32 protein-coding genes are annotated in these 25,583 nt (G+C 57.6%); 16 read left to right on the top strand and 16 right to left on the bottom strand.

The genetic code is table 11. The annotated features are described in order from the left end of the window. Positions 1–2: 2 nt before the first annotated feature. Positions 3–404 (bottom strand): hypothetical protein, encoded by a 402-nt coding sequence (locus tag ACR0JA_RS04850; RefSeq protein ID WP_480570728.1) that lies wholly within the window; start codon positions 402–404, stop codon positions 3–5. A gap of 16 nt (positions 405–420) precedes the next feature. Next, positions 421–1,623 (bottom strand): pyridoxal phosphate-dependent aminotransferase, encoded by a 1,203-nt coding sequence (locus tag ACR0JA_RS04845; RefSeq protein ID WP_480570725.1) that lies wholly within the window; start codon positions 1,621–1,623, stop codon positions 421–423. Between the two features lie 91 nt (positions 1,624–1,714). Between ACR0JA_RS04845 and ACR0JA_RS04840 the strand changes: the two genes are divergently transcribed. The 3 genes from ACR0JA_RS04840 to ACR0JA_RS04830 all read left to right on the top strand — a co-directional run bounded on the left by ACR0JA_RS04840 (position 1,715) and on the right by ACR0JA_RS04830 (position 2,936). Continuing rightward, positions 1,715–2,107, top strand: a complete 393-nt coding sequence (locus ACR0JA_RS04840) for a helix-turn-helix domain-containing protein (RefSeq protein ID WP_480570722.1) — start codon at positions 1,715–1,717, stop codon at positions 2,105–2,107. Beyond that, on the top strand, positions 2,104–2,361 hold the full coding sequence (locus ACR0JA_RS04835; RefSeq protein WP_480570719.1) for an FAD assembly factor SdhE: 258 nt from the start codon (positions 2,104–2,106) through the stop codon (positions 2,359–2,361). The genes ACR0JA_RS04840 and ACR0JA_RS04835 overlap by 4 nt, the downstream gene beginning before the upstream one ends. A gap of 77 nt (positions 2,362–2,438) precedes the next feature. After that, complete coding sequence (locus ACR0JA_RS04830) at positions 2,439–2,936, top strand: MarR family winged helix-turn-helix transcriptional regulator (RefSeq protein WP_480570716.1); 498 nt, start codon at positions 2,439–2,441, stop codon at positions 2,934–2,936. Positions 2,937–2,975: 39 nt separating this feature from the next. On the opposite strand, the gene ACR0JA_RS04825 is transcribed toward ACR0JA_RS04830, so the two are convergent. Then, positions 2,976–3,404 carry a VOC family protein gene (locus ACR0JA_RS04825; protein ID WP_480570714.1) on the bottom strand — a complete coding sequence of 143 codons (429 nt, stop codon included), beginning with the start codon at positions 3,402–3,404 and terminating at the stop codon, positions 2,976–2,978. 177 nt (positions 3,405–3,581) lie between these two features. On the opposite strand from ACR0JA_RS04825, the gene thyX reads away from it, so the two are divergent. Together thyX and ACR0JA_RS04815 are read left to right on the top strand one after the other, a co-directional pair. Next, the gene (gene thyX, locus ACR0JA_RS04820; RefSeq protein WP_480570711.1) at positions 3,582–4,493 is read left to right on the top strand and encodes an FAD-dependent thymidylate synthase; all 912 of its coding nucleotides are present in this window, start codon (positions 3,582–3,584) and stop codon (positions 4,491–4,493) included. Between the two features lie 53 nt (positions 4,494–4,546). Further along, positions 4,547–4,855 (top strand): hypothetical protein, encoded by a 309-nt coding sequence (locus ACR0JA_RS04815; RefSeq protein WP_480570708.1) that lies wholly within the window; start codon positions 4,547–4,549, stop codon positions 4,853–4,855. A 76-nt stretch (positions 4,856–4,931) separates the two neighbouring features. Here the strand turns inward: ACR0JA_RS04815 and ACR0JA_RS04810 are convergent, their stop codons facing one another. After that, positions 4,932–5,138 carry a cold-shock protein gene (locus ACR0JA_RS04810; RefSeq protein WP_008758035.1) on the bottom strand — a complete coding sequence of 69 codons (207 nt, stop codon included), beginning with the start codon at positions 5,136–5,138 and terminating at the stop codon, positions 4,932–4,934. Between the two features lie 213 nt (positions 5,139–5,351). Between ACR0JA_RS04810 and ACR0JA_RS04805 the strand changes: the two genes are divergently transcribed. Both ACR0JA_RS04805 and ACR0JA_RS04800 read left to right on the top strand, forming a co-directional pair. Beyond that, entirely contained in the window at positions 5,352–5,669 is a 318-nt protein-coding gene (locus tag ACR0JA_RS04805; RefSeq protein ID WP_480570705.1) for an ArsC/Spx/MgsR family protein, read from the top strand. 41 nt (positions 5,670–5,710) lie between these two features. Beyond that, positions 5,711–6,079, top strand: a complete 369-nt coding sequence (locus tag ACR0JA_RS04800; protein ID WP_480570702.1) for a hypothetical protein — start codon at positions 5,711–5,713, stop codon at positions 6,077–6,079. Between the two features lies 1 nt (position 6,080). Here ACR0JA_RS04800 and ACR0JA_RS04795 read toward each other — a convergent pair whose 3' ends face one another. The 5 genes from ACR0JA_RS04795 to thrS form a co-directional block, all read right to left on the bottom strand. Next, positions 6,081–6,608: a hypothetical protein gene (locus tag ACR0JA_RS04795; RefSeq protein ID WP_480570699.1), complete on the bottom strand. Its 528-nt coding sequence runs from the start codon at positions 6,606–6,608 to the stop codon at positions 6,081–6,083. Further along, the gene (locus tag ACR0JA_RS04790; protein ID WP_480570696.1) at positions 6,605–7,366 is read right to left on the bottom strand and encodes an HvfC/BufC N-terminal domain-containing protein; all 762 of its coding nucleotides are present in this window, start codon (positions 7,364–7,366) and stop codon (positions 6,605–6,607) included. Before ACR0JA_RS04790 ends, ACR0JA_RS04795 begins: the two co-directional genes overlap by 4 nt. After that, positions 7,363–8,220 carry an MNIO family bufferin maturase gene (gene bufB, locus ACR0JA_RS04785; protein ID WP_480570693.1) on the bottom strand — a complete coding sequence of 286 codons (858 nt, stop codon included), beginning with the start codon at positions 8,218–8,220 and terminating at the stop codon, positions 7,363–7,365. Before bufB ends, ACR0JA_RS04790 begins: the two co-directional genes overlap by 4 nt. A 71-nt stretch (positions 8,221–8,291) precedes the next feature. Further along, positions 8,292–8,579 carry a BufA1 family periplasmic bufferin-type metallophore gene (locus ACR0JA_RS04780; protein ID WP_039531480.1) on the bottom strand — a complete coding sequence of 96 codons (288 nt, stop codon included), beginning with the start codon at positions 8,577–8,579 and terminating at the stop codon, positions 8,292–8,294. Between the two features lie 221 nt (positions 8,580–8,800). Continuing rightward, positions 8,801–10,759, bottom strand: coding sequence for a threonine--tRNA ligase (thrS, locus tag ACR0JA_RS04775; RefSeq protein ID WP_480570690.1), 1,959 nt, complete (start codon positions 10,757–10,759; stop codon positions 8,801–8,803). Between the two features lie 211 nt (positions 10,760–10,970). Here thrS and ACR0JA_RS04770 point away from each other — a divergent pair, with 211 nt between their 5' ends. From ACR0JA_RS04770 to ACR0JA_RS04755, 4 genes are all read left to right on the top strand, one after another. Then, complete coding sequence (locus ACR0JA_RS04770) at positions 10,971–11,720, top strand: alpha/beta fold hydrolase (RefSeq protein WP_480570687.1); 750 nt, start codon at positions 10,971–10,973, stop codon at positions 11,718–11,720. Further along, complete coding sequence (locus ACR0JA_RS04765; RefSeq protein WP_480570684.1) at positions 11,720–12,700, top strand: alpha/beta hydrolase; 981 nt, start codon at positions 11,720–11,722, stop codon at positions 12,698–12,700. Before ACR0JA_RS04770 ends, ACR0JA_RS04765 begins: the two co-directional genes overlap by 1 nt. A 25-nt stretch (positions 12,701–12,725) precedes the next feature. After that, positions 12,726–13,340 (top strand): hypothetical protein, encoded by a 615-nt coding sequence (locus ACR0JA_RS04760; protein ID WP_480571157.1) that lies wholly within the window; start codon positions 12,726–12,728, stop codon positions 13,338–13,340. 83 nt (positions 13,341–13,423) lie between these two features. After that, a complete protein-coding gene (locus tag ACR0JA_RS04755) occupies positions 13,424–14,134 on the top strand; it encodes an alpha/beta fold hydrolase (protein WP_480570681.1) in 711 nt (236 codons plus the stop codon). Here ACR0JA_RS04755 and ACR0JA_RS04750 read toward each other — a convergent pair. Both ACR0JA_RS04750 and phaZ read right to left on the bottom strand, forming a co-directional pair. Next, complete coding sequence (locus ACR0JA_RS04750) at positions 14,131–14,715, bottom strand: DUF6151 family protein (RefSeq protein WP_480570679.1); 585 nt, start codon at positions 14,713–14,715, stop codon at positions 14,131–14,133. The two genes, ACR0JA_RS04755 and ACR0JA_RS04750, sit on opposite strands and share 4 nt — an antisense overlap. Before the next feature lie 5 nt (positions 14,716–14,720). After that, positions 14,721–15,992 carry a polyhydroxyalkanoate depolymerase gene (phaZ, locus tag ACR0JA_RS04745; protein ID WP_480570676.1) on the bottom strand — a complete coding sequence of 424 codons (1,272 nt, stop codon included), beginning with the start codon at positions 15,990–15,992 and terminating at the stop codon, positions 14,721–14,723. Between the two features lie 111 nt (positions 15,993–16,103). On the opposite strand from phaZ, the gene ACR0JA_RS04740 reads away from it, so the two are divergent. The 4 genes from ACR0JA_RS04740 to ACR0JA_RS04725 all read left to right on the top strand — a co-directional run bounded on the left by ACR0JA_RS04740 (position 16,104) and on the right by ACR0JA_RS04725 (position 19,944). Further along, a complete protein-coding gene (locus tag ACR0JA_RS04740) occupies positions 16,104–17,906 on the top strand; it encodes a PHA/PHB synthase family protein (protein ID WP_480570673.1) in 1,803 nt (600 codons plus the stop codon). Positions 17,907–18,037: 131 nt separating this feature from the next. Next, complete coding sequence (locus ACR0JA_RS04735; RefSeq protein ID WP_480570670.1) at positions 18,038–18,484, top strand: phasin family protein; 447 nt, start codon at positions 18,038–18,040, stop codon at positions 18,482–18,484. A gap of 135 nt (positions 18,485–18,619) precedes the next feature. Then, positions 18,620–19,174: a polyhydroxyalkanoate synthesis repressor PhaR gene (phaR, locus tag ACR0JA_RS04730; protein WP_480570667.1), complete on the top strand. Its 555-nt coding sequence runs from the start codon at positions 18,620–18,622 to the stop codon at positions 19,172–19,174. An 8-nt stretch (positions 19,175–19,182) separates the two neighbouring features. Then, positions 19,183–19,944 (top strand): trypsin-like serine peptidase, encoded by a 762-nt coding sequence (locus ACR0JA_RS04725; RefSeq protein WP_480570664.1) that lies wholly within the window; start codon positions 19,183–19,185, stop codon positions 19,942–19,944. Between the two features lie 3 nt (positions 19,945–19,947). Here ACR0JA_RS04725 and ACR0JA_RS04720 read toward each other — a convergent pair whose 3' ends face one another. Next, on the bottom strand, positions 19,948–21,162 hold the full coding sequence (locus tag ACR0JA_RS04720; protein WP_480570661.1) for a DegT/DnrJ/EryC1/StrS family aminotransferase: 1,215 nt from the start codon (positions 21,160–21,162) through the stop codon (positions 19,948–19,950). Between the two features lie 202 nt (positions 21,163–21,364). On the opposite strand from ACR0JA_RS04720, the gene ACR0JA_RS04715 reads away from it, so the two are divergent. Further along, complete coding sequence (locus tag ACR0JA_RS04715; RefSeq protein WP_480570658.1) at positions 21,365–22,174, top strand: M90 family metallopeptidase; 810 nt, start codon at positions 21,365–21,367, stop codon at positions 22,172–22,174. Here the strand turns inward: ACR0JA_RS04715 and ACR0JA_RS04710 are convergent. From ACR0JA_RS04710 to ACR0JA_RS04695, 4 genes are all read right to left on the bottom strand, one after another. After that, positions 22,171–22,977, bottom strand: coding sequence for an ABC transporter permease (locus ACR0JA_RS04710; RefSeq protein WP_480570655.1), 807 nt, complete (start codon positions 22,975–22,977; stop codon positions 22,171–22,173). The two genes, ACR0JA_RS04715 and ACR0JA_RS04710, sit on opposite strands and share 4 nt — an antisense overlap. Continuing rightward, positions 22,974–23,861: an ABC transporter permease gene (locus ACR0JA_RS04705; protein ID WP_480570652.1), complete on the bottom strand. Its 888-nt coding sequence runs from the start codon at positions 23,859–23,861 to the stop codon at positions 22,974–22,976. The genes ACR0JA_RS04710 and ACR0JA_RS04705 overlap by 4 nt, the downstream gene beginning before the upstream one ends. Positions 23,862–23,942: 81 nt before the next feature. After that, positions 23,943–24,692 carry a transporter substrate-binding domain-containing protein gene (locus ACR0JA_RS04700; RefSeq protein ID WP_480570649.1) on the bottom strand — a complete coding sequence of 250 codons (750 nt, stop codon included), beginning with the start codon at positions 24,690–24,692 and terminating at the stop codon, positions 23,943–23,945. Positions 24,693–24,724: 32 nt separating this feature from the next. Beyond that, positions 24,725–25,501, bottom strand: a complete 777-nt coding sequence (locus ACR0JA_RS04695) for an ABC transporter ATP-binding protein (RefSeq protein ID WP_480570646.1) — start codon at positions 25,499–25,501, stop codon at positions 24,725–24,727. Positions 25,502–25,583: the final 82 nt, after the last annotated feature.

Below are 25,583 nucleotides of genomic sequence, written 5' to 3'. Positions count from 1 at the left end.
GGTCAGCCCTCGCGCATGCGGTCCGCTTTCTTTCGAACCAGAACCGACCTTAGATCATGCATCGCCATCAGCAGGCGGTCGGTAACGTCTTCCAGCTGATCCGGCGTGGCCTTCGATTGCGCCCATTGCGTTGTCAGGTTCAGATAATCGACGGCGCGGTGTATGTCGTCGATGTCACGCTGCGCCAGCAATGTCTTGCGCTCGTCTATCCAGCGATCGATCTCGGCCTTATCCGCTTCTGACAGCGTGCGTTGACCGTGCGGTTTGACTTCGCCATTGCGAATGTTGATGACCGCGATCTGATCCATTTCGATCCGCCGGTGGCGGTTTTCGGTGTCGATCCTGAACACGACCGCACCGTTTTCGCGCACACGGAAATAATACTCGGGCAACTCTGCGGACATTGTCCCTTCCTTCCGATCAGGTTAACGCCGCGCAGAAACGCTGTATGCGGGTGCAGGCCTCGGTCAACGCCTCGTCCGAGGTTGCATAGCTGACGCGGAAATTCGGTGACAACCCGAAAGCAGCGCCAAAGACTACGGCGACGTCGGCCTCTTCCAGCAACGCGGTGGCAAAAGCTTCGTCGTTTTCGATGACAGTACCCGCAGGCGTGGTCTTGCCAATCAGACCGGCGATCGAGGGGTAGACATAAAACGCGCCTTCGGGTGTTGGGCAGGTGATGCCATTGATGGCATTCAGCATTTCGACCACAAGGTTGCGCCGTCGTTTGAACGTCTCATTATTCGGCGCCAGAAACGCCTGGGTTCCGTTCAGCGCTTCGACTGCCGCCCATTGACTGACCGAACAGGGGTTCGAGGTCGACTGCGACTGGATCTTACGCATGGCAGCAATGATCTCAACCGGTCCCGCCGCGTATCCGATCCGCCAGCCGGTCATGGCATAGGCCTTGGAGACGCCGTTGCAGGTCAGCGTGCGGTCATAAAGGCCTGGTTCAACCTCGGCTGGGGTGCAGAACTCGAACCCGTCATAGGCCAGATGTTCGTACATGTCGTCCGACATGATCCAAACTTGGGGGTGGCGCATCAGAACGTCGGTCAGTTCCTTCAGTTCTTCGCGGCTGTACCCAGCTCCGGTGGGGTTCGAGGGCGAATTGAAGATGAACCATTTGGTTTTCGGCGTGATCGCCGCTTCGAGCTGTTCCGGGGTCAGTTTAAAGCTGTTCTCCAGCTTGGTTTCGACCACCACCGGGGTGCCGCCAGCCAGCAGAACCATATCCGGATAGCTCACCCAATAGGGCGCGGGGATTACCACCTCGTCGCCGTCGTTCATGGTGGCCATCAGCGCGTTATATAGCGTCTGCTTGCCACCGGTGCCCACCGAAATCTGAGCGGGCGTATAGTCCAGCCCATGATCGCGCTTCATCTTGGCGCAGGCGGCTTGTTTCAACTCGGGGATGCCATCGGGTGCGGTATATTTGGTCTTGCCTGCGGCAATCGCGGCAACCGCCGCATCCTTGATGTTCTGCGGCGTGTCGAAATCCGGTTCACCCGCGCTGAGGCCGATCACATCGCGCCCGGCGGCCTTCAATTCAGCCGCCTTTGCCGTCATCGCAATCGTGGGCGAGGGTTTTACGCGTGACAATGTCGCAGACAGGAAACTCATGGGTGGCCTCGGTTTGTATGTTCAGCCTGACTGTCATAGGGTGCGCCCGAATGACGATCAAGCCAAAGAGAGAATGGATTCGGAGACTTTGATGAGCGACGAGAACGACTGGTTCGGACCTGATGCAGCAACCTTCGGAGACCGGCTGGCCGGTGCGCGCGAGGCGGCTGGAATGACCCAATCCGACCTGGCGCGGCGTCTTGGCGTCAAGAAATCCACAATTGCCGGCTGGGAAAACGACCTGTCCGAACCACGCGCGAACCGTCTGTCGATGCTGGCCGGCATGGTCAATGTCTCGATCATGTGGCTGTTGACGGGTGAAGGCGAGGGGATGGAAGGCCCCTTTGATGGGGCCGAGGAAGCCCCGGAACTGGCCAGCCTTGCAGCGGAACTGCGTTCGATCCGCGGCGAGATGCGCTCGACTGCCGAACGCGCTGCCCGCCTTGAGAAAAAGCTGCGCCTGATGCTGGACCAATCCGCGTGACAGAACCCAGAGATATTCGCATCAAACGTATGAAAATGCGTGCGATGCGACGCGGCATCAAAGAAATGGACCTGATCCTGTCGGCTTATGCAGATCGCAATCTGGACGCGATGGATGCGAGTGGGCTGGATGTCTTTGACGCGCTGTTACACGAAAACGATCAGGACCTCTATCAATGGGTGACGGAGCAGGTTGCTGCACCGGGTCCATTTGCCGACCTAATTGCAGATATCGCGCAGACCTTTCAAAAATAACGAAAAATACGCTTAACCGAATTTTGGGGAATTCCACTCATCCTGCCTGAAACAGGACGACTGAATTGGAGGGTCGGATGAGTATGGAAATGCAGGTCTCGGCGCCGGGCAATAAGGGTTTCATGGGCAGCTATCTTGAGGCGCTCGCCCTTGTCGAGCGCTTGCACCGGCTGCTTCTGGACGTCATCAAGGATGAGTTCGAACGGGTCGGCGTTCTTGAGATCAACGCCGTTCAGGCGCTGCTTTTGTTCAATATCGGCGATCACGAGGTAACCGCTGGCGAACTGAAAAGCCGTGGATACTATCAGGGCAGCAATGTCAGCTATAACCTCAAGAAACTTGTCGAAATGGGCTATATGCACCACCAGAGGTGCGAGATCGACAGACGCTCGGTCCGTGTCCGCCTGACGCCGAGAGGCCGGGAAATCCGTGATATCGTCGCCGATTTGTTCGCGCGCCACGCAGATGGTCTGCAAAGCCGAGGTGTGCTGGGTCCCGAAGGGATCGAGGATATCACAAGTTCACTGCGGCGCGTCGAGCGGTATTGGACCGACCAAATCAGATATATCTACTGAGGCGGGATTGGCCGAACCGGCCAACCCCAAAAGGATTGCTTACCAGGTGCCGGTATTGCCCATACTGGCCCAAGGCTCCGCCGGTTGCAGCGCGTCACCATTTTGCAGCAGTTCGATCGATACATTGTCGGGTGAGCGGACAAAGGCCATGCGCCCGTCCCGAGGGGGGCGATTGATCACGACGCCATTGTCCTGAAGGTGCTGGCAGACTTCATAAATGTCGTCGACGCCATACGCCAGATGTCCGAAATGGCGGCTGTCGCTGGGCAGCGCGTCATCGCCATCCCAATTATACGTCAATTCGATCGGTGCGTCCTTTTGGCCGGGCGGGGTCAAGAAGACCAATGTGAACCGGCCGGATTCGCTCTCGTAACGGCGCGTTTCCTCAAGCCCGAGCAGTTTGTAGAACGCCATCGACTTTTCCAGGTCCTTGACGCGGACCATGGTGTGAAGATATCTCAGCCCCATTGTGGCTTTCCTTATGCTGGTTGTTATTTCCAGCAGCTTAGCGCGCAGTCTCGAACTGTCGAGAGGTCGGGTAGACACAAATCCGAAATAACACAAATCACAGCACATCCTGCGGTTCCGGTGAGCAAGTTGCCGATATATAGTGGTCGGCGACTCATTTCTGGAAAGGACCATTTCATGCCGCTGTCGTCCGACCAATTGGCCGAAATCGAAGAACAACGCACGTCGACAACTCCGACGCGCCGGGTTGTCGCCCAAGGTATGGAAGACCACCTGTACACCGCGCACCAGGTTCTGGATCATGGGTTTGTCCGTGTGATTGACTACATGGGCGACGACGCAGCAATCTGTCAGGCGGCGCGGGTGTCCTATGGTAAGGGTACGAAATCGGTCCAGAATGACGAGGGTCTGATCCGTTACCTCATGCGGCACTGGCATTCAACGCCGTTCGAAATGTGCGAAATCAAACTCCACGTCAAACTACCGGTCTTCGTGGCGCGGCAGTGGATTCGACACCGCACCGCCAATGTGAACGAATATTCCGCTCGGTATTCCATCCTCGACCGCGAATTCTATATCCCGGCCCCCGAACACGTCGCCGCGCAATCCGAGGTGAACAATCAGGGGCGCGGGGATACCTTGCAAGGGGAAGAGGCCGCGCGCGTTCTGGAAATCCTCAAGGCGGACAGCGCGCGGTGTTATGACAATTACGAGGCCATGATCGGGCAGGACGGACAGCAAGGTTTGGCGCGTGAACTGGCGCGGATGAACTTGCCGGCAAATATCTACACGCAGTGGTATTGGAAGGTCGACCTGCACAATCTGTTCCACTTCCTGCGTCTACGTGCAGACCCGCATGCGCAGTATGAGATCCGTGTTTACGCCGACACCATGTGCAAAATTGCAGCCGACTGGGTGCCATTTGCCTACCGCGCCTTCGAAGACTACCGACTTGGCGCGGTGAATCTGTCTGCGCAGATGGTGAGCTGTTTGCGGCGGATGCTGGGCGGAGAAAACGTCACGCAGGAAAACTCTGGGATGACCGCGCGCGAGTGGCGCGAGTTTGAAGCGGTGATCCGCGAGACCTGATCGCGCATATCATTTGTCTATACGCTTTGTCATGAGTCTGTTACAACAGGGTCATGACCAACCCTTTGCGCACCCTTGCAATTGGCCTAGCTGTGACACTGGCCCAGCCAGCGCAGGCAAAGTCGCCGATTGCCGAGGTGATTTGCGAGCCGACGGAGGCTTTGCATGACAAGTTGACGCGCCAGTTCGGATCGCAACGCGCAGCTACGGGCGTACGTGGTCCGGAACAGATCATGGAGATCTGGACCAACCGATCCGGGGGCTGGACCATGGTTGTGACCTATGCAACAGGCACATCCTGCATCGTAGCGATGGGGGACGACTGGTCTACCCATACCCCCAAAGATCCCGCACGGGGATAACAATACGGCGATGGCCAACGGCCGAAATCTGGCCGTTAACCTTCGTTGAAATACTCCGCCAATGACGGATAAGCAGTTACAATGGCTTCAAATCAGCTGCCATTTGACGTCCGTCGCGTCCGTCCTGCAATTCGTACGAAACTTTCTGGTTGTCTGCGAGCCCGGTGAGGCCCGAGCGTTCAACGGCTGAGATATGAACAAACACGTCTTTGCCGCCTTCATCGGGGGCGATAAACCCATAGCCTTTGGTGGTATTAAACCATTTCACGGTGCCAGTTGGCATTTCCCGTGTCTCCTTCTTCTTTCACGTTCGCCCGCAAATTGGCGGGGCTGTGGTTGGCGCGACCGCAACACATCACTGTTTCGCCCAAACGAGACGGCCCGAATTGCGTGTTTCACCTTTTTCAACATTGCACGGTGAAGTAAAAAATCAAGAACAACCGGGCTAAGATAAAGTTTTTGCCCAATTTTTAGAAACTATAGGAGCTTCTCCACCATGCGCCTTTACGGGTTGAAAACCTGCGATACTTGCCGCAAGGCATTGAAAAGACTTCCGAATGCTGAATTCGTTGACGTTCGGGCGCAGGGCGTACCCGCCGAAGTGATGGCGCGGGCGCTCGACGATTTCGGCAAGGCTTTGCTCAATACCCGTTCAACGACCTGGCGAGGATTGGATGAGCAGACGCGTGCGCGCCCGGTTCCCGAGTTGTTGGCCAACCATCCGACTCTGATGAAGCGCCCGTTGATCGAAACGGAAGGCCAGTTGCATCTGGGTTGGACGGAAGAAACGCGCAAGAGCCTTGGCGTTGCCTGACGGACTACATATGTAACGCCCGCAACTTCGGAGAAGAATGAATGCGTAACGCAGCCATGATATTGGGCGTCATCGCCGGGCTGGTCGGAATGATCGTCGGTTTTTTCGGCTATGGTTTTGTCGAGTTCATCGATCGTTTCGGTGAAATCGATGGCATTGCCGAACAGGTTACCAACCCTGAACTGGTTCAAACTGCATCAATTCTGGCCCCCTTGCTGGCGCTTGTTGGTGGGGCGATGGCGCATGCGCGCGCTCTGGTTGCCGGGGTGCTGCTGCTCATCTCGGCGGCGGGCATGTATTATGCCTTCGGCTTCGGTGTCTTTACCATGTTCCCAATCGCCTTTGCCGGTGTGGCCGGGGTGCTTGGGCTGGCCGCAGGAAAACCGGACGAGCCCAAGGCACATTTCTAGGTCATTTCACGCGCAGGATGCGGTCAAGTGAAAGCGGACCTGCGCCATTGATCACAATGACAAGCATGAGGAATGTCCACATCGTCCGCTGATCCAGAATATTGGGCGCGGCAGTGAAAAAATTGCCCAACTGCGCACCATGGCCGGCGACGTCGACAATTGTCTGCACCCAGATAAAGCCGATCATGCCCAGTGCGGCAAGGCGTGAGAACAGCCCAACAAGCAGCAGCGCGGGAAGCAAAAACTCTGCCCATGTTCCCGCAACCGCGATGGCCCAGTGAAATACGCCAAGCTGCGAACTGTCATAGCTGACAGCCTCCATCGCCTTGGGGAAAATCTGTACATAAGCGCCATCCGAAGGAAACAGGAAGCCAAAGATCCCGCTGCCGAGCTTTGTAGTGGCGGAATTCCAATAATAGATCAGCAGGGTTGCCGCAAAGACCAGACGGGCCAGTGTCGGTGTCAGCCACCCCGAGGTCAGTTCTAGTTTTCCCAGAGTGTTGTTGTGTAAAGAGATCAGAGCGGTCATGTCTCCTGCCTTTCGATAGTCACGGAAGTTATTGCACTGCCTTGCAAAAGCAGCGCCAGAGTGGGTCCAAGGTCAAATTCGGGTGAATCGGTCAAGGTGGCTTCGAACGCGGCCCCAATGGTGTGCCCCTGCTGGATCAACCCGATCCAGACAGCACCTCCGGCAGGTAGAAGATCGGCCGCCGGATCGAATTCGGGCCGCGCAACCAGAACATCCTGCGCACCGGCCTGCGGTTTGGGGGCGTCGGGTTGCGTGTTGAATTGCCAGATCGAGTGGATCGGCCAGTCCGAAGAGATGATTTGGACCGCAGGCGCAAGCGTCAGTTTCGCCTGCATCAGGTCCTCGGGCGCGATGGCCAGTTGATCGGGGCTGATCGGGGTCTCATCAGCAGCGTGGTAGGCGCGGCGCAGCGCTAACTCCAGCCGTGCAACATCCGGCAGATAACCCAAATGAGACAGCTGCTCCATGCCGGCCAAAAACGCAGGGAATTCTTCCCCGTAAAACATCATCAGGGGTGAGGACGGCGGGTGTTGACGCAGAAAAATCCCGGCCAACCCGTCCATGTTCTGCGGCCCCAAAAGCTTGGCAATGACCGGGAATGCCTGATGCAGCGCTTCGGTCAGCGAAACGGCCACGTTGTTGCGGTAGACACTGAAACGTCGCCCGGCAGGCTGGGCCTCGGCATCCAGCAACCCGTCAGGAACAGGGCGCCTGGCATCCAGCAACGCCGCGTGGAAATCGGTTTGCGAAACGCTCATGCCGGGACCCTGTCCAACGCTGCTTGCGCGCGGTCAGCCTCGGCCCGCAGGATCGGCCACTCAGGGATATCCGTGTCCCATTCGATCAGGACGGGTTTGGGACCGGACTTTGCCAGCACGTAGTCCAGCAGGCTCCAGACCGGGTCGACAACTTCACGCCCGTGGCTGTCGATCAGCAAGGGTTGGCCATGATCGTCTTCGTCTTCGTCATGTCCGCCAAGGTGGATTTCCTTAACCAAAGCCAGCGGGTAGTCGTCGATATAGCCTTGCGGCGCATAGTGCAGATTGGTGGCCGAGACGAAGACGTTGTTTACGTCCAGCAACAGGCCACAGCCAGTGCGACGCGCAACTTCGCGCAGAAAATCAGGTTCGGACCACGTGCTTTCCTCGAACGCCAGATAGCTCGATGGGTTTTCCAGCAGCATTTGCCGCCCGACCACCTCTTGCACCTGATCGATATGATCACAAACCCGCGCCAGTGTCGTGTCGGTATAGGGCAAGGGCAGCAGGTCGTTCAGAAAGTGGCTGTCATGGGTCGACCAAGCCAGATGTTCGGAAAAACTGGCAGGGTTCAACCAGCCCACCAGATGTTTCAGGCGGGCCAGGTGATCGGGGTCCAACGGCGTTTCGCCACCAATCGAGAGGCCAACACCGTGGACGGAAATCGGGAATGTTTCCGAAAGGTGGCGCAGCTGCGCCAAAGGCCTGCCGCCATCGCCCATGTAGTTCTCGGCGTGAATTTCCAGCCATGCAACGGGTTTTGCATGCTCAAGAATCTGCGTGAAATGCTGCGGTTTGTAACCGACACCGGGCGCGGCGGGCAAACGGTTCGACCTCAGAGCATCATCCAACATCTGGCAGTTCCTTGATCACGAAGAAAAGGGGCGGGCGATCATGCCCGCCCCATGAGTTCGTTGGGTCGACCCTATGCCGGCAGGTCGCGATCCAGCGGCTCGAGCGAGCCTTTGCGGTTGTCCGGCAGTTCGATATCGGCACAGGTGCCTGCGTCGACCAGGGTCCAGGCGTTGCCCTGATAATCAACGGTCGATGTGCCCGCGCAGGTTGTGCCGGGACCTGCGGCACAGTCGTTCTGACCGGCCAGCGAAACGCCATAGCATTTCTCTTTGGCTTGTGCAGAGGCGGTTGTGGCGGCGCCCGATACGGCTGCTGCGACAGCGCTTGCGATAACCAGGGTTTTTGCGGTGTTCGACATCTCGGTAATCCCTTTTGATGACTGCGTATGTCTGCTTGTGACATTGACAAGGTAGTTGCTTAACCCGGGCAGGTGAATTCACGAGCCCGTGTCTCACAACCCCGTCAAAGACCGTCATGGCCCCTTGAAGGGTAACAAACTGTTTTTGAATTGAAAATTAGAAAATGTTTCAATCCGGCCCCTTTCTCGGGGCCGGATCGCAGGCAATATGCTGCCGAATGTTACAACAGGTCGGGTGGGGTTGCCGCCTGCGACAGCTCATTTGTTACAGCCTCAAGCGATTGAACCTGCGTCTGTTTCTCACCCAAGCGCCGAACGCTGACCGTGCGCTCGTCAACTTCGCGATGACCAACGGCCAGAATGATCGGCACTTTGCCAACTGAATGTTCGCGAACCTTGTAGTTGATTTTCTCGTTGCGAATATCAGCCTCGGCCCTGACACCTGCGGCGCGCAGCGTTTCGACGACCTCGGCCACGTACTCGTCGGCTTCGGACGTGATCGACGCGACGACGACCTGGCGCGGTGCCAGCCAGAAAGGCAGTTTGCCAGCGTGTTCCTCGATCAGAATGCCGATGAAACGTTCAAACGAACCCAGCGTTGCACGATGCAGCATGACCGGGCGGTGTTTGCCACCATCGGCACCAATGTACGAGGCGTCCAGACGTTCGGGCAGGACAAAGTCCACCTGATGCGTACCACATTGCCAATCCCTGCCAATGGCGTCGGTCAGAACAAACTCGAGCTTCGGACCGTAGAACGCCCCTTCACCGGGATTGAGTTCCGGCTCGATGCCAGCCGCACGCGTCGCGCTGAGCAAGGCAGCTTCGGCCTTGTCCCAAACCTCATCCGAACCCGAGCGTTTTTCGGGGCGATCCGAGAACTTGACCGAGAAGTTTTCGAACCCGAGATCTTTGTAAATCTCGGACAGGAACCGAATGAACTCAGCAGTTTCAGATTCGATTTGATCTTCGGTGCAGAAGATATGGCCATCATCCTGGGTAAACCCGCGTACGCGCATGATGCCGTGCAGCGCGCCTGACGGTTCGTATCGGTTGCAAGACCCGAATTCGGCCATGCGCAGAGGCAGATCGCGATAAGACTTCAGACCCTGGTTGAAAATCTGCACATGGCAGGGGCAGTTCATCGGTTTCAAGGCGTTGATCGCCTTTTCCCGCGCATGTTCCTCGTCAACTTCGACGATAAACATGTTCTCCTGATACTTGTCCCAGTGCCCAGAAGCTTCCCAGAGCTTGCGGTCTACGACCTGAGGCGTGTTGACTTCAACGTATCCGCCCTTGCGCTGCTGACGACGCATATAGTCCTGTAGCTGCGTGTAGACAGTCCATCCATTCGGATGCCAGAAGATCTGCCCGGGGGCCTCTTCTTGCATGTGGAACAGGTCCATCTCACGGCCCAGTTTTCGGTGGTCGCGCTTGGCAGCTTCTTCCAGCATATGCAGGTGCGCTTTGAGTTTTTCCTTGCCGGTAAACGCCACGCCGTAGATGCGTTGTAGCATTGCGCGGTCACTGTCGCCGCGCCAATAGGCACCGGCGATGGACATTAGTTTGAACGCGTCACCGGGCAATTGGCCGGTATGCTGCAAATGAGGTCCCCGGCACAGATCCTGCCAGTCGCCATGCCAATACATGCGCAACGGTTCATCCCCGGGGATGGCCTCGATCAGCTCGACCTTATAGGGCTCGTTGTTTCGGGTATAGAAATCGATCGCGCGCTGACGATCCCAGACCTCGGTGGTCACGGGATCGCGCTTGTTGATGATTTCCTTCATCTTTTTTTCGATCTTGCCCAGATCTTCTGGGGTGAAGGGCTCGGCTCGGTCAAAGTCGTAATACCAGCCGTTTTCGATCACCGGGCCGATGGTGACCTTGGTGTCGGGCCAGATTTCCTGCACCGCACGTGCCATCACATGCGCCAGATCGTGGCGGATCAACTCGTTCGCCTGCTCTTCGTCCTTCATGGTGTGAAGCGCGATCTGCGCATCGGCCTCGATGGGCCATTGCAGGTCCCAATGCTGGCCATTCACAGTGGCCGAGATCGCCTTTTTGGCGAGCGAGGTCGAGATATCGGCAGCCACCTGCGCGGGCGTCACGCCTGCGTCGTAGGATCGGGAATTGCCATCGGGAAAAGTAAGGGAGACTGACTGTGCGTCCAAAGCCATGGTTGGCTCTCCTCGTCGGTTTGGCGCCCACTGAACGCCCGGTTGCGGGTTATGTGTGTTCGGCTCATGTGGCAGGTGGAGGTGTCTGTGTCAAGGGTCGGAGCGAGGGGCGCTGCCCCTCGCGCTCCCCGGAGTATTTCGGAAAAGATGAAGTTGGAATTGCGAGTGCTGGGCAGTCGTGCATGATGTAGGAAAAAATCGGAGAGGGTTCATGGCAGAGGCGGATTTTCTGGAAACACCACAAGGGCGGCGGCTGGCTTATCACAAAAGCAAGGGGGCGGCGCCGACCATCGTGTTTCTGGGTGGGCTGAAGTCGGATATGGAAGGCACCAAGGCAGTTCATCTTGAGGCCTGGGCGCAGGCGCGCGGGCAGGCGTTTCTGCGGTTTGATTACTCAGGTCATGGGGAAAGTTCAGGAACATTCGAGGAAGGCAGTATCGGCGACTGGCATCAGGACACGATTGCGGCTGTTTCTGACCTGACGGACGGGCCACTGGTGATTGTCGGCTCGTCCATGGGGGGGTGGCAGGCACTGTTGTTGGCTAAGGCACTTCCTGAGCGAATTGCGGGCATGGTCACGATCGCGGCCGCACCGGATTTTACCGAAGACGGGTATTGGGCGTCGTTCAGTGACGAGCAGAAGGCCGCTCTGGAATCTGTGGGATCGGTCGAGTTGCCTTCGGACTATATGGAGCCCTATGTCATAACCAAGCGATTGATCGAAGACGGGCGGCAGCAACTGGTGTTGCGGGACGCTCTGAACCTGCCGTTTCCGGTTCGGTTTCTGCAGGGCACGGCCGATACGGCGGTGTTGACCGAAACGGCGGTACGGCTGCTGGATCACGCGGCCGGGCCCGATATGCGGCTGCTGCTGGTCAAAGATGCCGATCACCGCTTTTCAGACGAGTGCTGTCTTGCGATGATCGAGGATGCGATTTTGGATGTCATCGGGACTGAATGATGCGGGTGCTGGGATGGATCATTCTGGCCGTGCTATTGCTTGGGGCATTGGTTTACCTGTTCGGCCCGCGTGAGCAGGTCGATCTGAAGCCGACCTTCGAACCTCGTAAATTCGGCGAAGGCGTGCAGGTCTATTTCGAGTCAGTCGAATCCGCCTATGACGATATTAGGCCCGGCGTGCAGAAGCGAGTGATCTGGCAGGCGGATTTCAAAGAGCGCCGAACGCCGTACTCGGTTCTGTATGTGCATGGGTTTTCAGCCACTTCAGAAGAAATCCGCCCCGTACCTGACAGGATCGCCGAGGCGCTGGGGGCCAATCTGGTCTACACCCGGTTGCAGGGGCACGGCCGGACCGGCGCAGCCATGGCCGAGGCGACAGCTTCGGGGTGGATGCGTGATATGGCCGAGGCTCTGGCGGCTGCGCGCGCAGTGGGGGATCGTGTGATTGTCATATCAACCTCGACCGGTGGAACATTGGCTGCTGCCGCCGCTGTCGACCCTGATCTGAGTGACGGGGTTGCGGCGATGGTCATGATCTCTCCGAATTTCGGCGTGAACACCGCTGGAGAATGGCTGCCGACATTGCCATGGGCCCGGATCTGGTTGCCGATGCTGATGGGGCAGGAGCGGACTGCCTCGGCCACAAATCCGGAACAGGGCAGGTTCTGGACCCTGACCTATCCGTGGGAAGCCGTGGTGCCGATGTCCTCGCTGGTCTACGCGGTGCTGGGACTGGACTTTTCGCAGGCGCGGGTGCCGACGCTGTTCTGGTTTTCCGATCAGGATCAAGTTGTGCGTCCCGAACGGACTCATGAGATCGCCGCAGCATGGGGTGCGCCGTCCGAGGTTCATCTGGTAACGATGGGGCCGGGGGACGATCCGTCCTCGCATGTGGTGGCCGGGCGATTGATGTCACCGGGGCAAACCGATGCGACGGTTACCGGAATACTCGAATGGCTGGCTGAACAAGGAATAGAGTAGCGATCTGATGCGTAAACCGGCCAGCATGTGGAGCCTTGAAACCCTGGGACGGGTGCGTCTGTCCCGGCACTTTTACATGCGGGATTTTCTGTATTCCGAGATCGGCAATTTCCACCAGGTGCAGAATATTCCCGACAATCCGGACCTCGCGATCGAGACTGGCCGGGTGTTTTGCGAAACCTTGCTGGACCCGCTCGAAGAAACCTTTGGTCGCATCGCTGTGCGCTCGGGCTACCGTTCGCCGTCGCTGAACCGGTTCGGGAATGAAAACAAGCTGAACTGCGCGCGAAATGATAATCCGCTGGAGTGCCACATCTGGGACCGGGGTGTGGGTGATGCAAGGATCGCCGGCGCGTCGATCATTGTACCCTGGTTTGCAGACAGGTATGAACAGGGGCGCGACTGGCGGGATCTGGCCTGGTGGATGCACGACCATCTCGACTATTCCGAGATCTGGTTTTTCCCCAAGCTGTGCGCGTTCAATCTTGTTTGGCGGCCAAAGCCTCTGCGCCGGATCGACAGCTATATTGCGCCACGCGGATGTTTGCTGCGCCCGGGCGATGAGCCCGACGAAGCGGTGGAATTGCGGCAAGCCCGATACGCGGATTTCCCGGAGGTTCGAGGGCTTGAATACCCCTGAACTTTCCCTTGCCCATCGGGCGCAAAACTCTCATCCTGCTACGTAACAAGGACGCAAGAGACGTCAGATTTCGGAGGTTCAGCGTGATCGAGCCGCTGGTTCTGCTGCCCGGACTCATGAGCGACGCGCGGCTGTTTCGCCCACAGATCGAGCGTTTGTCGCGCAGTCGGTCTGTCATGATCGCACCTTTGCTGGAAGGCGATCGGGTGGAAGAGATCGCCTCGGGCCTTTTGGATGTTCTGCCGCATCGCTTTGCCTTGGCTGGCCAAGGGCTGGGCGGGATGGTGGCTTTGGAACTGATCCGGCGTGCACCGGACAGGATCACGCGTTTGGGTCTGATTGCGACTGACGGGCAGGCGGATACGCCCCATATGGCTGCTGGACGAGAAGACCTGATCATTGGCGCATTGGCGGGGCGGCTTGAAGACGTAATGCGCAAGGCTGTGGGGTCGGACACTCTGGCACCCGGCCCCCAACGTATTCCAATTCTGAACGACGTGTTGCGCATGGCCAAAGAGTTCGGCGCCGATCACTTTGTGCGTCAGATGCGCGTACTGCAAAAACGGCCGGATCAACAGGGAACGCTGCGCCGAATCAACGCGCCCACCCTGATCCTGTGCGGCGCTCATGACACGCTGACGCCGCCTAAGAAACATGCGTTCATGGCTGAGTTGATCCCCGACGCCAGTCTGGTCGTGCTCGACGATGCCGGGCATTTGCCAACGTTGGAAACCCCCGCGGCCGTGTGCGACGCGATCGAAGGTTGGTTGCAGATACCGGTGCGCTTTCGCTAGTCGTAGAGCGCCGCGCGCTGTTCTTTGGTCAGAATGACGGGGGTTGCAACGGGCGCGCCGGTTTCATGGTCGAAAAACGGGGTTTGCTTCCAGCGCCCAGAGAGGCGCGACTTGGCGACGCGCGAGAACAGTCCAACAATGCCGTGCCGCAGCCCGTGATGGGATTGTTTGCCTTCCGGCCCGGGAACAAACCCGCGGACCAGCACCGGCCCGAGCTTTTCCGGGTTGCGCAGGCGTTTGGTGATGAAACCGATAAAGGGAAATTTCGGGCTCTGCGTGCTTGTACCCAGCGGCGCGTTGCAGCATGTCGCATACCAGCGCAGCATGCCCTTGGGGCTGAGCTGCATGAGCCCCAGATGCTCGACCCCTGAGTCGAACACGATATCTTCAGGTGTGGTCTGAAGAATGTCGACCGGGCCGGGGGCCGGATCGGGTTGTTGAAAGTAAATCTGCGCAGCGCGGCAATCGTGGCAAAAACACTCCACATGAGTGCCTGATTTTACGCCCGCTGAAGTGATGCGACCCTGAACTGCGCCGCAGGTGCAGGAAAAGGCAAGGTCAGTTGTCTGATCCTTGCCCATACCCGTCAGGCAACCTTGTTGTTATTGGCCGCGCGGCGGCGCGGTTTACGGCTGTTTTCGTTCATGAAATCAATGACAAGCGGACGGATGTTGTCGCGCCAGCTGCGGCCTGCGAAGATGCCGTAATGCCCGGCACCGGGTTCAACATGGCTGGCCTTCTTGCTGTCTGGCAGACCGGTGCACAGATCCAGCGCAGCGATGCATTGACCGGGTGCCGAGATGTCGTCGTTCGCCCCCTCGACGGTCTTGACGGCAACATCGGTGATCTTGCCGATATCAACCTTGTGACCGGCGACAACGAACTCATTCCGGGCGATTTCGCGGTTCTTGAAGATGCGTTCGACCGTCGACAGGTAGAATTCGGCAGTCATGTCCATCACGGCGAGGTATTCGTCGTAAAACCGGTTGTGCGCGTCATGGTCCGAGGCTTCACCCTGAATGACGCGGTGGATCTGGTTCGAGAATGCGGTGCTGTGGCGCTCTGCATTCATCGACATGAACGAGGCCAGTTGCAGAAGACCGGGATAGACCATGCGCCCGACGCCTTTGTACTTGAAGCCGACCCGTTGGATCATGGTTTCTTCCAACTGCCCCATGGTGACGCGGCGACCGAAATCGGTAACCTCGGTCGGGGTGGCGTCCGGATCGACAGGTCCACCAATCAATGTCAGCGTGCTGGGTTGCGCCTTTGGTTCAACCTCGGCCAGATAGGCGGTGGCGGCCAATGTCAGCGGAACCGGCTGGCACACGGCGACAACATGTGTATCCGGGCCCAATTCTTTCATGAAATCTACAAGGTATAGGGTATAGTCCTCGACATCGAACTTACCCTCGGACACAGGGATGTCACGCGCGTTATGCCAATCGGTAATGTAAACTTCGCAATTGACCAGCAGGCTTTTGACGGTCGAGCGCAACAAGGTCGCGTAGTGCCCGGACATTGGCGCCACCAACAAAACCTTGCGGGGCTGTTCCTCGCGTCCGTTGACACGGAAATGCACCAAATCGCCAAACGGGCGTTCGATCACGGTGGTGATGTCGACAAGATGGTCTTTGCCGTCTTCGCAGGTGAAGGTGCGGATGCCCCAATCGGGCTTGACGATCATGCGCTGAAAGGTGCGTTCGGTCACTTCGCCCCAGGCCGCCATCCAGTTGAAGGCCGGGTTCGGGACCATCGAAAACTGCGGGTAGGACGCGATGGCACCAGCCGTAGCACCAAGCCATTGGTTGGTGTTTCGAATGGTTTCCATCAGGTCGTAGGTCATCATGTAGCGCATGAAAGGGGCCTCCTAAGTGTCAGCCTGAGAGTTCGGACCATTCGTCGCTTTGCCCCCCGACGCCCACGACGTTATTCTGCATGGCAGCGAAGTTAAGCGGGAATTGTTAAAATGACAACTAGTGAAGGCCAGACGCCCGAAATGACCGACGAACATATTGAACGACTTAAAGAAAATATGGAGAAGGTCGAGGTGCTGTCGAAGCGCCTGATCGAGGTTATGGCCGGAAAAAAGACGCATACCCCCGCGTTGGACGGCCCGAATCAAGAGCTTTTTGCAAAGGCAGCGACGGCGTATTGGTCCGAAGCGTTGCAGAATCCCGCCAAACTTCTGGAACAACAAATCGAGTTCTGGGGAAAGTCGGTCATGAACTTCGCCGAAGCGCAGCAAGCGCTGACCAAGGGCGAGGTTGACGAGGCCGATACTGCCCCCCGCGACCGTCGCTTTGCCAATCCGCTGTGGGAAACCAATCCCTACTTTCGCTTTATCCGCCAGCAGTACCAGACCAATGCGCAGGCAATCGAGCAGGCTGTCGCCTCGGTCGATGATCTGGATCAGAAAGATATGCAGCGGCTCAAGTATTTCTCGCAGCAGATCGTCGACATGATGGCACCGACGAATTTCCTGGCGACCAATCCCGACGCGCTGGAAAAGGCGGTCGAGACCGAGGGCCAGTCGCTGATCCGGGGTCTTGAAAACCTGGTATCGGATCTTGAGGCCAACGATGGCGAGCTGGTGGTCAAACTTGCAGATGACTCAGCCTTTGAGATCGGCGGCAACATCGCCACGACGCCCGGCGATGTCGTGTACCGCAACCGGATGATGGAACTGATCCAATACAAGCCGGTGACCGAAACGGTTCACGAAACACCGATCGTCTTGTTCCCGCCCTGGATCAACAAGTTCTATATTCTGGACCTCAAGGCGCAAAACAGCCTGATCAAATGGGTGACCGAGCAGGGCTATACCCTGTTTGTCGTCAGTTGGGTCAACCCCAATGCGTCTTTCGCTGATGTTGGGATGGAAGACTATATTCAGGAAGGTTTCCTAACTGCAATCGAAGAGGCCAAGAAAATCTGCAAGGTCAAACAGGTCAATGCGGTCGGGTACTGCATCGCTGGCACGACCCTGAGCCTGACGTTGTCGTTGCTGAAACAGAGGGGCGACAAGTCGGTCAAATCCGCAACCTTCTTCACGACCCTGACGGATTTTGGCGAGCAAGGAGAGTTCACCCCTTTCTTGCAAAACGATTTTGTCGACGGCATCGAACAGCAGATTGCCAAAGACGGAATCCTGCAAGCTTGGATTCTGGGGCGGACCATGTCGTTCCTGCGCTCACGCGATCTGATTTATACACCCGCAATCCGCAGCTACATGATGGGGGAAACCCCGCCGGCGTTCGACCTGTTGTTCTGGAACGGTGACGGAGCCAACCTGCCCGGCAAAATGGCAATCCAGTATCTGCGCGGCCTGTGTCAAAACAACGATTTCGTCGGCACCGGGTTTGATCTGCTGGGGCACAAGCTGCACATCAAGGATGTGGATGTTCCGGTAATGGCCATCACCTGCGAGACGGATCACATCGCCCGCTGGAAAGATTGCTACCGCGGCGTACAACAGATGGGGGCAAAGACCAAAACGTTCGTCGTGTCGGAATCAGGCCATATTGCCGGCATCGTGAATCCGCCGAGCAAGAAGAAATACGGCCACTATACCAACCCAGACATGAAGTCGGACGCGGATGGCTGGCTAAAGGCCGCTGATTTCCACGACGGGTCATGGTGGCCGATGTGGGAAGCCTGGTTAAAAAAGCGGTCCGGCAAACAAATACCTGCACGCGATACGGGCGATTCGGACCATCCCCGGCTGGCATCAGCACCAGGAACCTATGTTCAGGTCAAGGCAACCGATTGATTTCAAAATGAAACCAAAATTATTCTGCGGTGCAGCAAGAAAAAACTTGTAATGCTGCGACGCAGCAATCATATTGCCCTCAAGCTGAAGAAACCCGGGGTGGGCCCGGACCAGCTAAGAGGATTAGAACAATGGCAAAGACCCAAGACTTCACCGCGACCCTGAAAGACATGATGGGCGCGTTCCCGGTTGACACGACCGCTCTGGAAGACGCATTCAAATCGACCGCTTCGCTGAACGAAAAGCTGTCGGGCGTAGCTCTGGACGCAGCTGAAAAATCGGCTGAGATCTCGAACAAATGGACCAAGGAAACCCTGGCCAAGCTGAACGAAATCTCGAAAGCAAAGGCAGAGCCTGCCGACTATGCAAAAGCCGCAACCGACTTCGCAAGCGCGTCGGCCGAAGTTGCTGCTGAAAACCTGGCTGCTTTCGCTGAAATCGCGAAAAAAGTTCAGACCGAAACCGTTGAGCTGCTGATGGCGGCTGGCAAAGACGCTGCAGAAGACGCAACCGCAGCCGTCAAAAAAGCCACCAACGACGTGACTGCTGCCGCCAAGAAAGCAGCAACTGCCAAGTAAGGTAAGTCCGCGATCCGCACCTGTTCCTCCCACCGGGTGCCATCGCATTGGGCAGGTCTTTTGACCTGCCCTTTCTTTTTGTTCTGCACTCGCATAATCTCTGCCGCAATGCATCATCCTTGGGGAGGGTAAACGGTGGCAGAAGACGAAAAACCGCTGTTGATAAAACGGTATGCCAGCCGCAGGCTGTATAACACCGAAACCAGCGACTATGTCACGCTTGAAGACATCGCCCGGTTCATCCGTGACGGGCGCGAGGTTCAGATCATCGACCTGAAATCGGGCGACGACCTGACACGGCAATACCTGCTGCAAATCATCGCCGAACACGAAAGCCGGGGCGAAAACGTACTACCGGTCAACGTGCTGAATGATCTGGTGCGCAGCTATATGGTGCCCGGCGGCGGGATGATGCCGCAGTTCCTGCAAAGCTCGTTCGAGATGCTGCGGGAAAGCCAGAACAAGATGATGGAAAACATGAATGCGATTAACCCGATGTCTCAGATGCCGGGGTTTGACGCGATGCAGGCGCAGCAGCGGGCATTTTTGAAGGCCATGACAGGCGGCTTATCCGCCAACTGGTCCGGCCCGGACGACGAGGCCGAGGAAAAGGCCGAGCCCAAGGAAGACCTGGACGACATCAAGAAACAACTGGCCGAGTTGCAGCAGAAGCTGTCCAAGCTGAGCTGAGGAATACCATGCGGGTCCTGGCCCTGATTGCCGCGTCGCTTTGGTCGGCGACAGCGTCAGCACAGGGTCAGTTCTCGACGGTTTGGGAACCCGTTTGTACGATGGGCAGTAACGCGGCGGCGGGATGCGAAGACATTAGGGCTCGCGACATCCTTGATGCGTCCGCAGCACCCTGGCGGGCCATTGGCCGGGTGAATTTTGCCGGTCACAGCCGACGATCTCATTGCACTGGTGTTCTGGTATCGGACAGGCTTGTTCTGACCGCAGCACACTGCCTGTACAACGAAGCGCGCAAACGATGGGTTCCACCTACGAGCCTGCGCTTTGCCGCCGGGTATCAACGCGGTGAATATGCTGCGTTCTCGGCGGTCCAATCCTACCGGGTGGCTGCGGATCAGGGGCAGGGCAATAGGTTTGACAATCGGGCGAGCAGAGACTGGGCAGTTCTCGAACTGCAGGAGCCGATTGGGCAGGAGGTCGGGTATCTGCCGATATTACGGCCAGATGGCGAACCGGCATTTGTCGCGGGCTATCCGGGATTGCGATCGCATGTGTTAAGCCGCACGCCGCCCTGCATGCCCGAACCCATGTCGACCGACCTGATCAGCGCCATTTGCCCGGTCATGATGGGCGATTCCGGCGCTCCGCTTTTGGTTCAGACGGGAACTGGACCGGCGGTGGCCGCTATTCTGTCACGCATCGCGCCGACCCCCGAGGGGATCAACGCGATGTTTCTTTCGACGGAACTATTCGATCTAAGTGAACGGTAGTTTTCAGGTGCCATAAACCGGCATGGGGCCGGTCACTTCGGCAACCGAGGCCAGCAGAATATCCGCAATCACGTCCAGTTCTTCGCGGGTCAGACGCACGGGTAAGCGTACATCGCAAGCGTTCATCAGCATCGCCCGGGTGTTCGGCAGCTCGACCTGCTCTGGCAGGAACTGCCAGTTCCAGAAGGCGCGGGCATTGTCCTCGCTCAGACCAAAGACCTGTACCTTGACCCCACGCCCTTCGGCGGCAGCAACAAAGGACCGGATCTCGGCCTCATCCATACCGACCAGATTGAACTGGATGGAATCGGGCGCGCGCTGCTCGGGGGCAAGCGGGGCCGGGACGTCGATATGAGGCGATCCGTTCAGGCGATCCGCAACATAGTCGTGATTGGCCAAACCGTCCCGCACGCGGCGGGCAAGTTCGGGGATCTGAGGGCGGATGACAGCTGCGCTCAGATTGCTCATGCGCAGATTGTACAGTGGCAACTGGTTTTGCCACTTTCCGAATGCCCGCTCCAACTCTGGCGAATTGTCACCATGCGGGCCTTTGTGCTTCTTCCAGTTGTGCTCATACGCGCCGGACATGATCACGGCACGCGCTATCAGATCGGCGTCGTCGGTGATCATGATGCCGCCTTCGCCGGCATTGATCATCTTGTAGGACTGGAACGAAAAGCAGCCCACTTTGCCGATGGTACCGATATTGCGACCATGCCACGTGGTGCCCAGCGAATGAGCCGCGTCCTCGATCACAGGGATATTGCGGCCGTCGCACAGTTCCATGATCGCGTCCATGTCCGACGTATGGCCGCGCATGTGGCTGATGATCACGGCCTGAACACCGTCCAGCTTGGCCTCAAAATCTGCCATGTCGATGCGATAGTTCGATCCGACCTCGCACAGCACCGGAATGCAGTCGGCGTGCACGATCGAGGACGGCACCGCAGCAAAGGTAAAGCCGGGGATCAGAACACGGGCGTCGCGCGGCAGACCAAGTGCTTTGAGCGACAGGAACAAAGCCGCCGAGCAGGATGAAACCGCCAGCGCGTATTTTGAACCCAACAGCTCGGCAAATTCTGCCTCGAGCAAGGCGACCGGTGCATCCTGCGGCGCGGTGTAGCGAAACAGGTCACCTGACTGCATCAGGGCATCAATGGCGTCGCGGGCTGCTGCGGGGATGGGTTCGGCGTCATGAACGTTTGGAGGAAGCGTCATATTTGGTTTTCCCGAATTTTATATTTGGAATATATAAAGCCAGCTACCAAACAAGCCAAGCCCTGTTTCAGCGCTTGGGCGAAAATTCACCAAACTGTCGCAAATTCGGAAATCTGTCTGACCCGAACGCGCGATGTTTCTATGAACAAGAAATTCCGACTATTGAATTCCATGCCGGGCGTGGTTCGCCTAGGTTCACAGCATGTACATTCTAATTGCCATCATTTTGCTGGGCGCCGGGTATCTGGGTTACCGGTTTTGGTCCAGATCGCAAACCCGGTCGCGCCTGCTGTCAACGCCTTTGACGAACCGGGAGCGCGGGATCATCGAAACAAGTGTGCCAATCCTGCGCAAGCTGCCTGCCGACCTGAGAGCCAAACTGGACGGCAAGGTGAACCTGTTTCTCGATCAGGTCGAGTTTTACGGCTGCGACGGTTTGGAAGTCACTGAAGAGATGCAGCTTTCCATTGCTGCACAGGCTTGCTTGCTGATCGTCAACAGCGACCTCTGGTATGACAATCTGACGACCGTGCTGATTTACCCGAACGCATTCAAATCCCGACAGCAAAGACGCTCGGGCTATGTGGTGACAGAGAAAGAGATCGTGCGCACGGGCGAAAGCTGGGATCGGGGGCCCGTCATTCTGTCATGGGCGCACAGCGAACAGGGGGCCTTGAACGATCACGACGGCCAGAACGTGGTGTTCCATGAATTCGCACATCAGATTGACGACCTGTCCGGTGGCACAAACGGAGTACCGATCCTAAGCGAAGGACAAAGCTTTGCCGAGTGGGAGCGGGTGTTTCTAACAGCCTATAACGCGCATGTTCAGGCTGTTGAAGATGGCAGGCATACAGTCATCGACCCCTACGGCGCGACCGGACATGAAGAGTTCTTTGCGGTTTCGGTCGAGGTGTTCTTTGAACGTCCTCGCGCGTTGAAGCACGAGGAGCCCGAAGTTTATGACCAGCTTTCGAAACTGTTCCGTCTGAACCCGGTCGACTGGACTTAGCGCGCCAGATTTAGCCGGAACCGCATCTTTGCTTTGCGCTCAGCGGGCAAGTGACGGTTCAGGCGTTTGTTAACCATGCCGAAGCCCCAGACAATCACCAGTGTCAGCAGGATGAAGTAGAACGCCAGGATCGGGTAGGGAACAAATGGGTTGAACGTCTTGTCAGCGAAATAGCTGGCATAATACAGCGCGTCGCCCCGTTGCTGCCAGGCCGGAAAGGCCGAGAAAAACACCAGAGTCGTCGACTGGAAAACAAAGATCGCCTCATTCGTGTAGGCGGGCCAGGCCAGGCGCAGCATCGTTGGCCAGACGATCCGACGGAACCGCGACCAGCCGGTCATGCCATAGGCATCGGCTGCCTCGATATCGCCTTTGGGGATGGACCGCAGCGCGCCATAGAAGATCTCGCCCGAATAGGCCGAGGTGTTCAGGAACAGAACGATTAGCGCCCCCAGCCAGGCCGAGGTGAAGGCGTCGAACATCGGATAGGGTTTCTTCAACGACAGGAAGAAGAAATAGGCGAAGAAGAACTGGATAAAGAGCGGCGACCCGCGGAACAGGAAGATGAACCACTCGGACGGTTTGCGCAGCCATTTGTTCGTCGACGCCTTTCCGACTGCCAGCGCGGTGGCCAGAAAGAAGCCGGTGACCATCGCCATGATGCCGAAATAGATATTCCAGATCATGCCCGAGCCGATCAGCGTGAAATGCTCGCACAGGGTAAAGTCAGTTTTGGGCAGCAGGCGTTCGCCAAAGCCAAGCGACCGTAGGCCGTAATCCTGGATCGTCTGGAGGCAGCTCATGCGGTGGTCTCCTTGCGCAAAAGCTCTCCGCCCGAAGTGGCCTGACCGTGGGACAGGCGGCGCATCAGTTTTTCAAGGCCAATCTCGGAAACCCGTGTCATGCCCAGATAGAAGATCAGCAGCGCCAGGAAATACCACATGCGCCAGTCGCCATGGGGATAGTCGGTGAAGCGCGAGGTTTTGGTGCCGCCCAGTTCGCGCGCCCAATAGACGATGTCTTCGATCCCCAACAGAAACAGCAGCGGCGTGGCCTTGATAAGCACCATCCAAAGGTTCGACAGGCCGGGCAGAGCATAGACCCACATCTGCGGCACAAGAATACGCCAGAAGGTCTGGCGGCGGGTCATGCCGTAGGCCTCGGCCGTTTCCAGCTGCGCATGGGGAACCGCGCGCATGCCGCCGAACAGGACGTTGGCGGCAAAAGCCCCAAAGACGATCGAGAAAGTGATGACCGCAAGGAAGAAGCCATAGGTTTCATGCACCCATTCCGGCGAGGTTCCCAATGGCAACTTGGCCGCCTGACAGACGATGAAATCATTGCCTTGCCGGACAGGATCGGTCCAGTCAGGGCAGAGAACCTTGTGGCGCAGCCATTCAAAGCCCTGATCAAGGGCGATCACGAAGAACAGGAAAAAGGCGATATCGGGCACGCCGCGCACGATGGCAATATAGGTTTTGCCCAGCCAGCTAAGCGGCGGGAAATGCGACCGGGCAGCCATTGCCCCTGCAAACCCAAAGCCGAGCGCCACTGGCGCGGTGACGGCCAGGAGGCCCAGAACCTTGAGGAAAGACAGATAGAATGACCAGTGGACGCCATTGGTCAGATAGCACGAGAACCAGCGGAACGTGCCCAGCGTGTCAGGATCAGCGCAGTATGAGAACATTAGGCGTCTTTCGAACGTCTGGCCCGGCCTCAGGCCCGGCATGTCCGGCGCGATGACGCGCCGGACCATTGGTCGGAAGGCTTAGTTGGTAACGACCGAGCCGTCGCTGTTATATGTCGGAACGCCTTCGCCGAACCACTTGACGATCAATTCGTTCAGCGTGCCGTCCGCTTTCATCGAGGTGATGGCCTCGTCAAATTTGCCGCGCAGTTCTGCGTCGGATTCGCGGATGCCAAGGCCTATGCCACCGCCCAGCGGTACGTCATCGCCTACGAAGACCAGCTCGCCGCTCGATTCCTCGACGATCGGAACCAGGAAGTCCTTGTCCGCAAACACAGCGTCTGCTTCGCCGTTGCGGACAGCAGCGATGGTTTCTTCCGGGGTCGCGAACTCGACCAGAGTTGCGCCCGATTCAGCAACGTGACCGGCCTGAATGGTAGCGGTCTGCGCTGCGATGATACCGCCGCTCAGGTCCACACCATCCGATGCGCCGACATAGGCCGATGCTGCGGGCGGGAAGTAGTTCTGGGTGAAGTCGATGACCTCATCACGCTCATCGGTGATCGACATGCCGGCGATGATGGTGTCGTAGTTTCCCGAGACCAGATTCGGAATGATCGAATCCCAGTCGTTCTTGACCCATTCGCAGTCCAGGCTGGCGCGTTTGCACAGCTCATCACCCACTTCACGCTCGAATCCGTCGATTTCACCGGCGTCGTTGATGAAGTTGTACGGAGGGTAGGCGCCCTCGGTGCCCATGCGGACGGTGTCGGCCATGGCCATGCCAGCGGTCAGCGCAAATGCTGCGGTGGTCAGAATCAGGTTTTTCATTGGTTACTCCCCAGTTTGGTTCTGTCCTGATGTTATGCCGCCTGAGTGGCGGAGAGAAAACCCTGAAGCCGCTCGGATTCAGGGGTGGTAAAGATGTCTTCCGGCAGGCCTTCTTCTTCAATGAGGCCCTGGTGAAGAAAGACAACGTGACTGGAAATATCGGCGGCCATTTTCATGTCATGGGTCACGATGATCATGGTGCGCCCTTCAGCAGCCAGATCTTTGATTACCTTGATCACTTCCTGTTCAAGCTCGGGATCAAGCGCTGAGGTGGGTTCGTCAAACAGCAGCGCCTCGGGTTCCATGCACAGACCGCGCGCGATGGCGGCGCGCTGTTGTTGGCCACCAGACAACTGCGCTGGGTAGACATCGCATTTGTCGCCGATGCCGACTTTTTCCAGATACTTGCGGGCGCTGTCCTCGACTTCTGCCTTGTCGCGGCCAAGGACTGTCACGGGGGCCTCCATCACGTTTTGCAGGATGGTCATATGCGCCCACAGATTGAACTGCTGAAACACCATCGACAGGTTGGTGCGGATGCGCAGCACCTGCTTGGGATCAGCGGGACGACGGTTGAGATGACTGCCGGTCCATTGCACCGGCTCGCCCTTGAAAAGAATCTCGCCCTGTTGACTGTCTTCCAGTAGGTTGCAGCAACGCAGCAGCGTCGATTTTCCGGAACCGGATGATCCGATCAACGAGACCACGTCGCCGCGATGTGCCGTGATATCCACGCCCTTGAGGACTTCGAGATGTCCAAAGCTTTTGTGTAGGTTTTTGATCTCGATGACGGGAGCGGTTTCTGTCACGGGCAGTCTCGGGCTGGTTGGTATTGGTGCGGTACTAGGGCTGAAAAAACGGACCAATGCAATGCGCAAATGACAAGATCAA

This window comes from Ruegeria sp. AM4 (genome assembly GCF_056540665.1).
Note: the sequence above shows the minus strand (reverse complement) of the source record. Positions and strands in the feature narration are given on the sequence as shown.

Excerpts from the sequence above, each read along its gene's own strand:
- ACR0JA_RS04850 (WP_480570728.1), bottom strand. The coding sequence starts at position 404 with ATGTCCGCAGAGTTGCCCGAGTATTATTTCCGTGTGCGCGAAAACGGT.
- ACR0JA_RS04845 (WP_480570725.1), bottom strand. The coding sequence starts at position 1,623 with ATGAGTTTCCTGTCTGCGACATTGTCACGCGTAAAACCCTCGCCCACG.
- ACR0JA_RS04840 (WP_480570722.1), top strand. The coding sequence starts at position 1,715 with ATGAGCGACGAGAACGACTGGTTCGGACCTGATGCAGCAACCTTCGGA.
- ACR0JA_RS04830 (WP_480570716.1), top strand. The coding sequence starts at position 2,439 with ATGAGTATGGAAATGCAGGTCTCGGCGCCGGGCAATAAGGGTTTCATG.
- ACR0JA_RS04825 (WP_480570714.1), bottom strand. The coding sequence starts at position 3,404 with ATGGGGCTGAGATATCTTCACACCATGGTCCGCGTCAAGGACCTGGAA.
- thyX (WP_480570711.1), top strand. The coding sequence starts at position 3,582 with ATGCCGCTGTCGTCCGACCAATTGGCCGAAATCGAAGAACAACGCACG.
- ACR0JA_RS04815 (WP_480570708.1), top strand. The coding sequence starts at position 4,547 with ATGACCAACCCTTTGCGCACCCTTGCAATTGGCCTAGCTGTGACACTG.
- ACR0JA_RS04810 (WP_008758035.1), bottom strand. The coding sequence starts at position 5,138 with ATGCCAACTGGCACCGTGAAATGGTTTAATACCACCAAAGGCTATGGG.
- ACR0JA_RS04805 (WP_480570705.1), top strand. The coding sequence starts at position 5,352 with ATGCGCCTTTACGGGTTGAAAACCTGCGATACTTGCCGCAAGGCATTG.
- ACR0JA_RS04800 (WP_480570702.1), top strand. The coding sequence starts at position 5,711 with ATGCGTAACGCAGCCATGATATTGGGCGTCATCGCCGGGCTGGTCGGA.
- ACR0JA_RS04795 (WP_480570699.1), bottom strand. The coding sequence starts at position 6,608 with ATGACCGCTCTGATCTCTTTACACAACAACACTCTGGGAAAACTAGAA.
- ACR0JA_RS04790 (WP_480570696.1), bottom strand. The coding sequence starts at position 7,366 with ATGAGCGTTTCGCAAACCGATTTCCACGCGGCGTTGCTGGATGCCAGG.
- bufB (WP_480570693.1), bottom strand. The coding sequence starts at position 8,220 with ATGTTGGATGATGCTCTGAGGTCGAACCGTTTGCCCGCCGCGCCCGGT.
- ACR0JA_RS04780 (WP_039531480.1), bottom strand. The coding sequence starts at position 8,579 with ATGTCGAACACCGCAAAAACCCTGGTTATCGCAAGCGCTGTCGCAGCA.
- thrS (WP_480570690.1), bottom strand. The coding sequence starts at position 10,759 with ATGGCTTTGGACGCACAGTCAGTCTCCCTTACTTTTCCCGATGGCAAT.
- ACR0JA_RS04770 (WP_480570687.1), top strand. The coding sequence starts at position 10,971 with ATGGCAGAGGCGGATTTTCTGGAAACACCACAAGGGCGGCGGCTGGCT.
- ACR0JA_RS04765 (WP_480570684.1), top strand. The coding sequence starts at position 11,720 with ATGCGGGTGCTGGGATGGATCATTCTGGCCGTGCTATTGCTTGGGGCA.
- ACR0JA_RS04760 (WP_480571157.1), top strand. The coding sequence starts at position 12,726 with ATGTGGAGCCTTGAAACCCTGGGACGGGTGCGTCTGTCCCGGCACTTT.
- ACR0JA_RS04750 (WP_480570679.1), bottom strand. The coding sequence starts at position 14,715 with ATGGGCAAGGATCAGACAACTGACCTTGCCTTTTCCTGCACCTGCGGC.
- phaZ (WP_480570676.1), bottom strand. The coding sequence starts at position 15,992 with ATGCGCTACATGATGACCTACGACCTGATGGAAACCATTCGAAACACC.
- ACR0JA_RS04740 (WP_480570673.1), top strand. The coding sequence starts at position 16,104 with ATGACAACTAGTGAAGGCCAGACGCCCGAAATGACCGACGAACATATT.
- ACR0JA_RS04735 (WP_480570670.1), top strand. The coding sequence starts at position 18,038 with ATGGCAAAGACCCAAGACTTCACCGCGACCCTGAAAGACATGATGGGC.
- ACR0JA_RS04725 (WP_480570664.1), top strand. The coding sequence starts at position 19,183 with ATGCGGGTCCTGGCCCTGATTGCCGCGTCGCTTTGGTCGGCGACAGCG.
- ACR0JA_RS04720 (WP_480570661.1), bottom strand. The coding sequence starts at position 21,162 with ATGACGCTTCCTCCAAACGTTCATGACGCCGAACCCATCCCCGCAGCA.
- ACR0JA_RS04715 (WP_480570658.1), top strand. The coding sequence starts at position 21,365 with ATGTACATTCTAATTGCCATCATTTTGCTGGGCGCCGGGTATCTGGGT.
- ACR0JA_RS04710 (WP_480570655.1), bottom strand. The coding sequence starts at position 22,977 with ATGAGCTGCCTCCAGACGATCCAGGATTACGGCCTACGGTCGCTTGGC.
- ACR0JA_RS04705 (WP_480570652.1), bottom strand. The coding sequence starts at position 23,861 with ATGTTCTCATACTGCGCTGATCCTGACACGCTGGGCACGTTCCGCTGG.
- ACR0JA_RS04700 (WP_480570649.1), bottom strand. The coding sequence starts at position 24,692 with ATGAAAAACCTGATTCTGACCACCGCAGCATTTGCGCTGACCGCTGGC.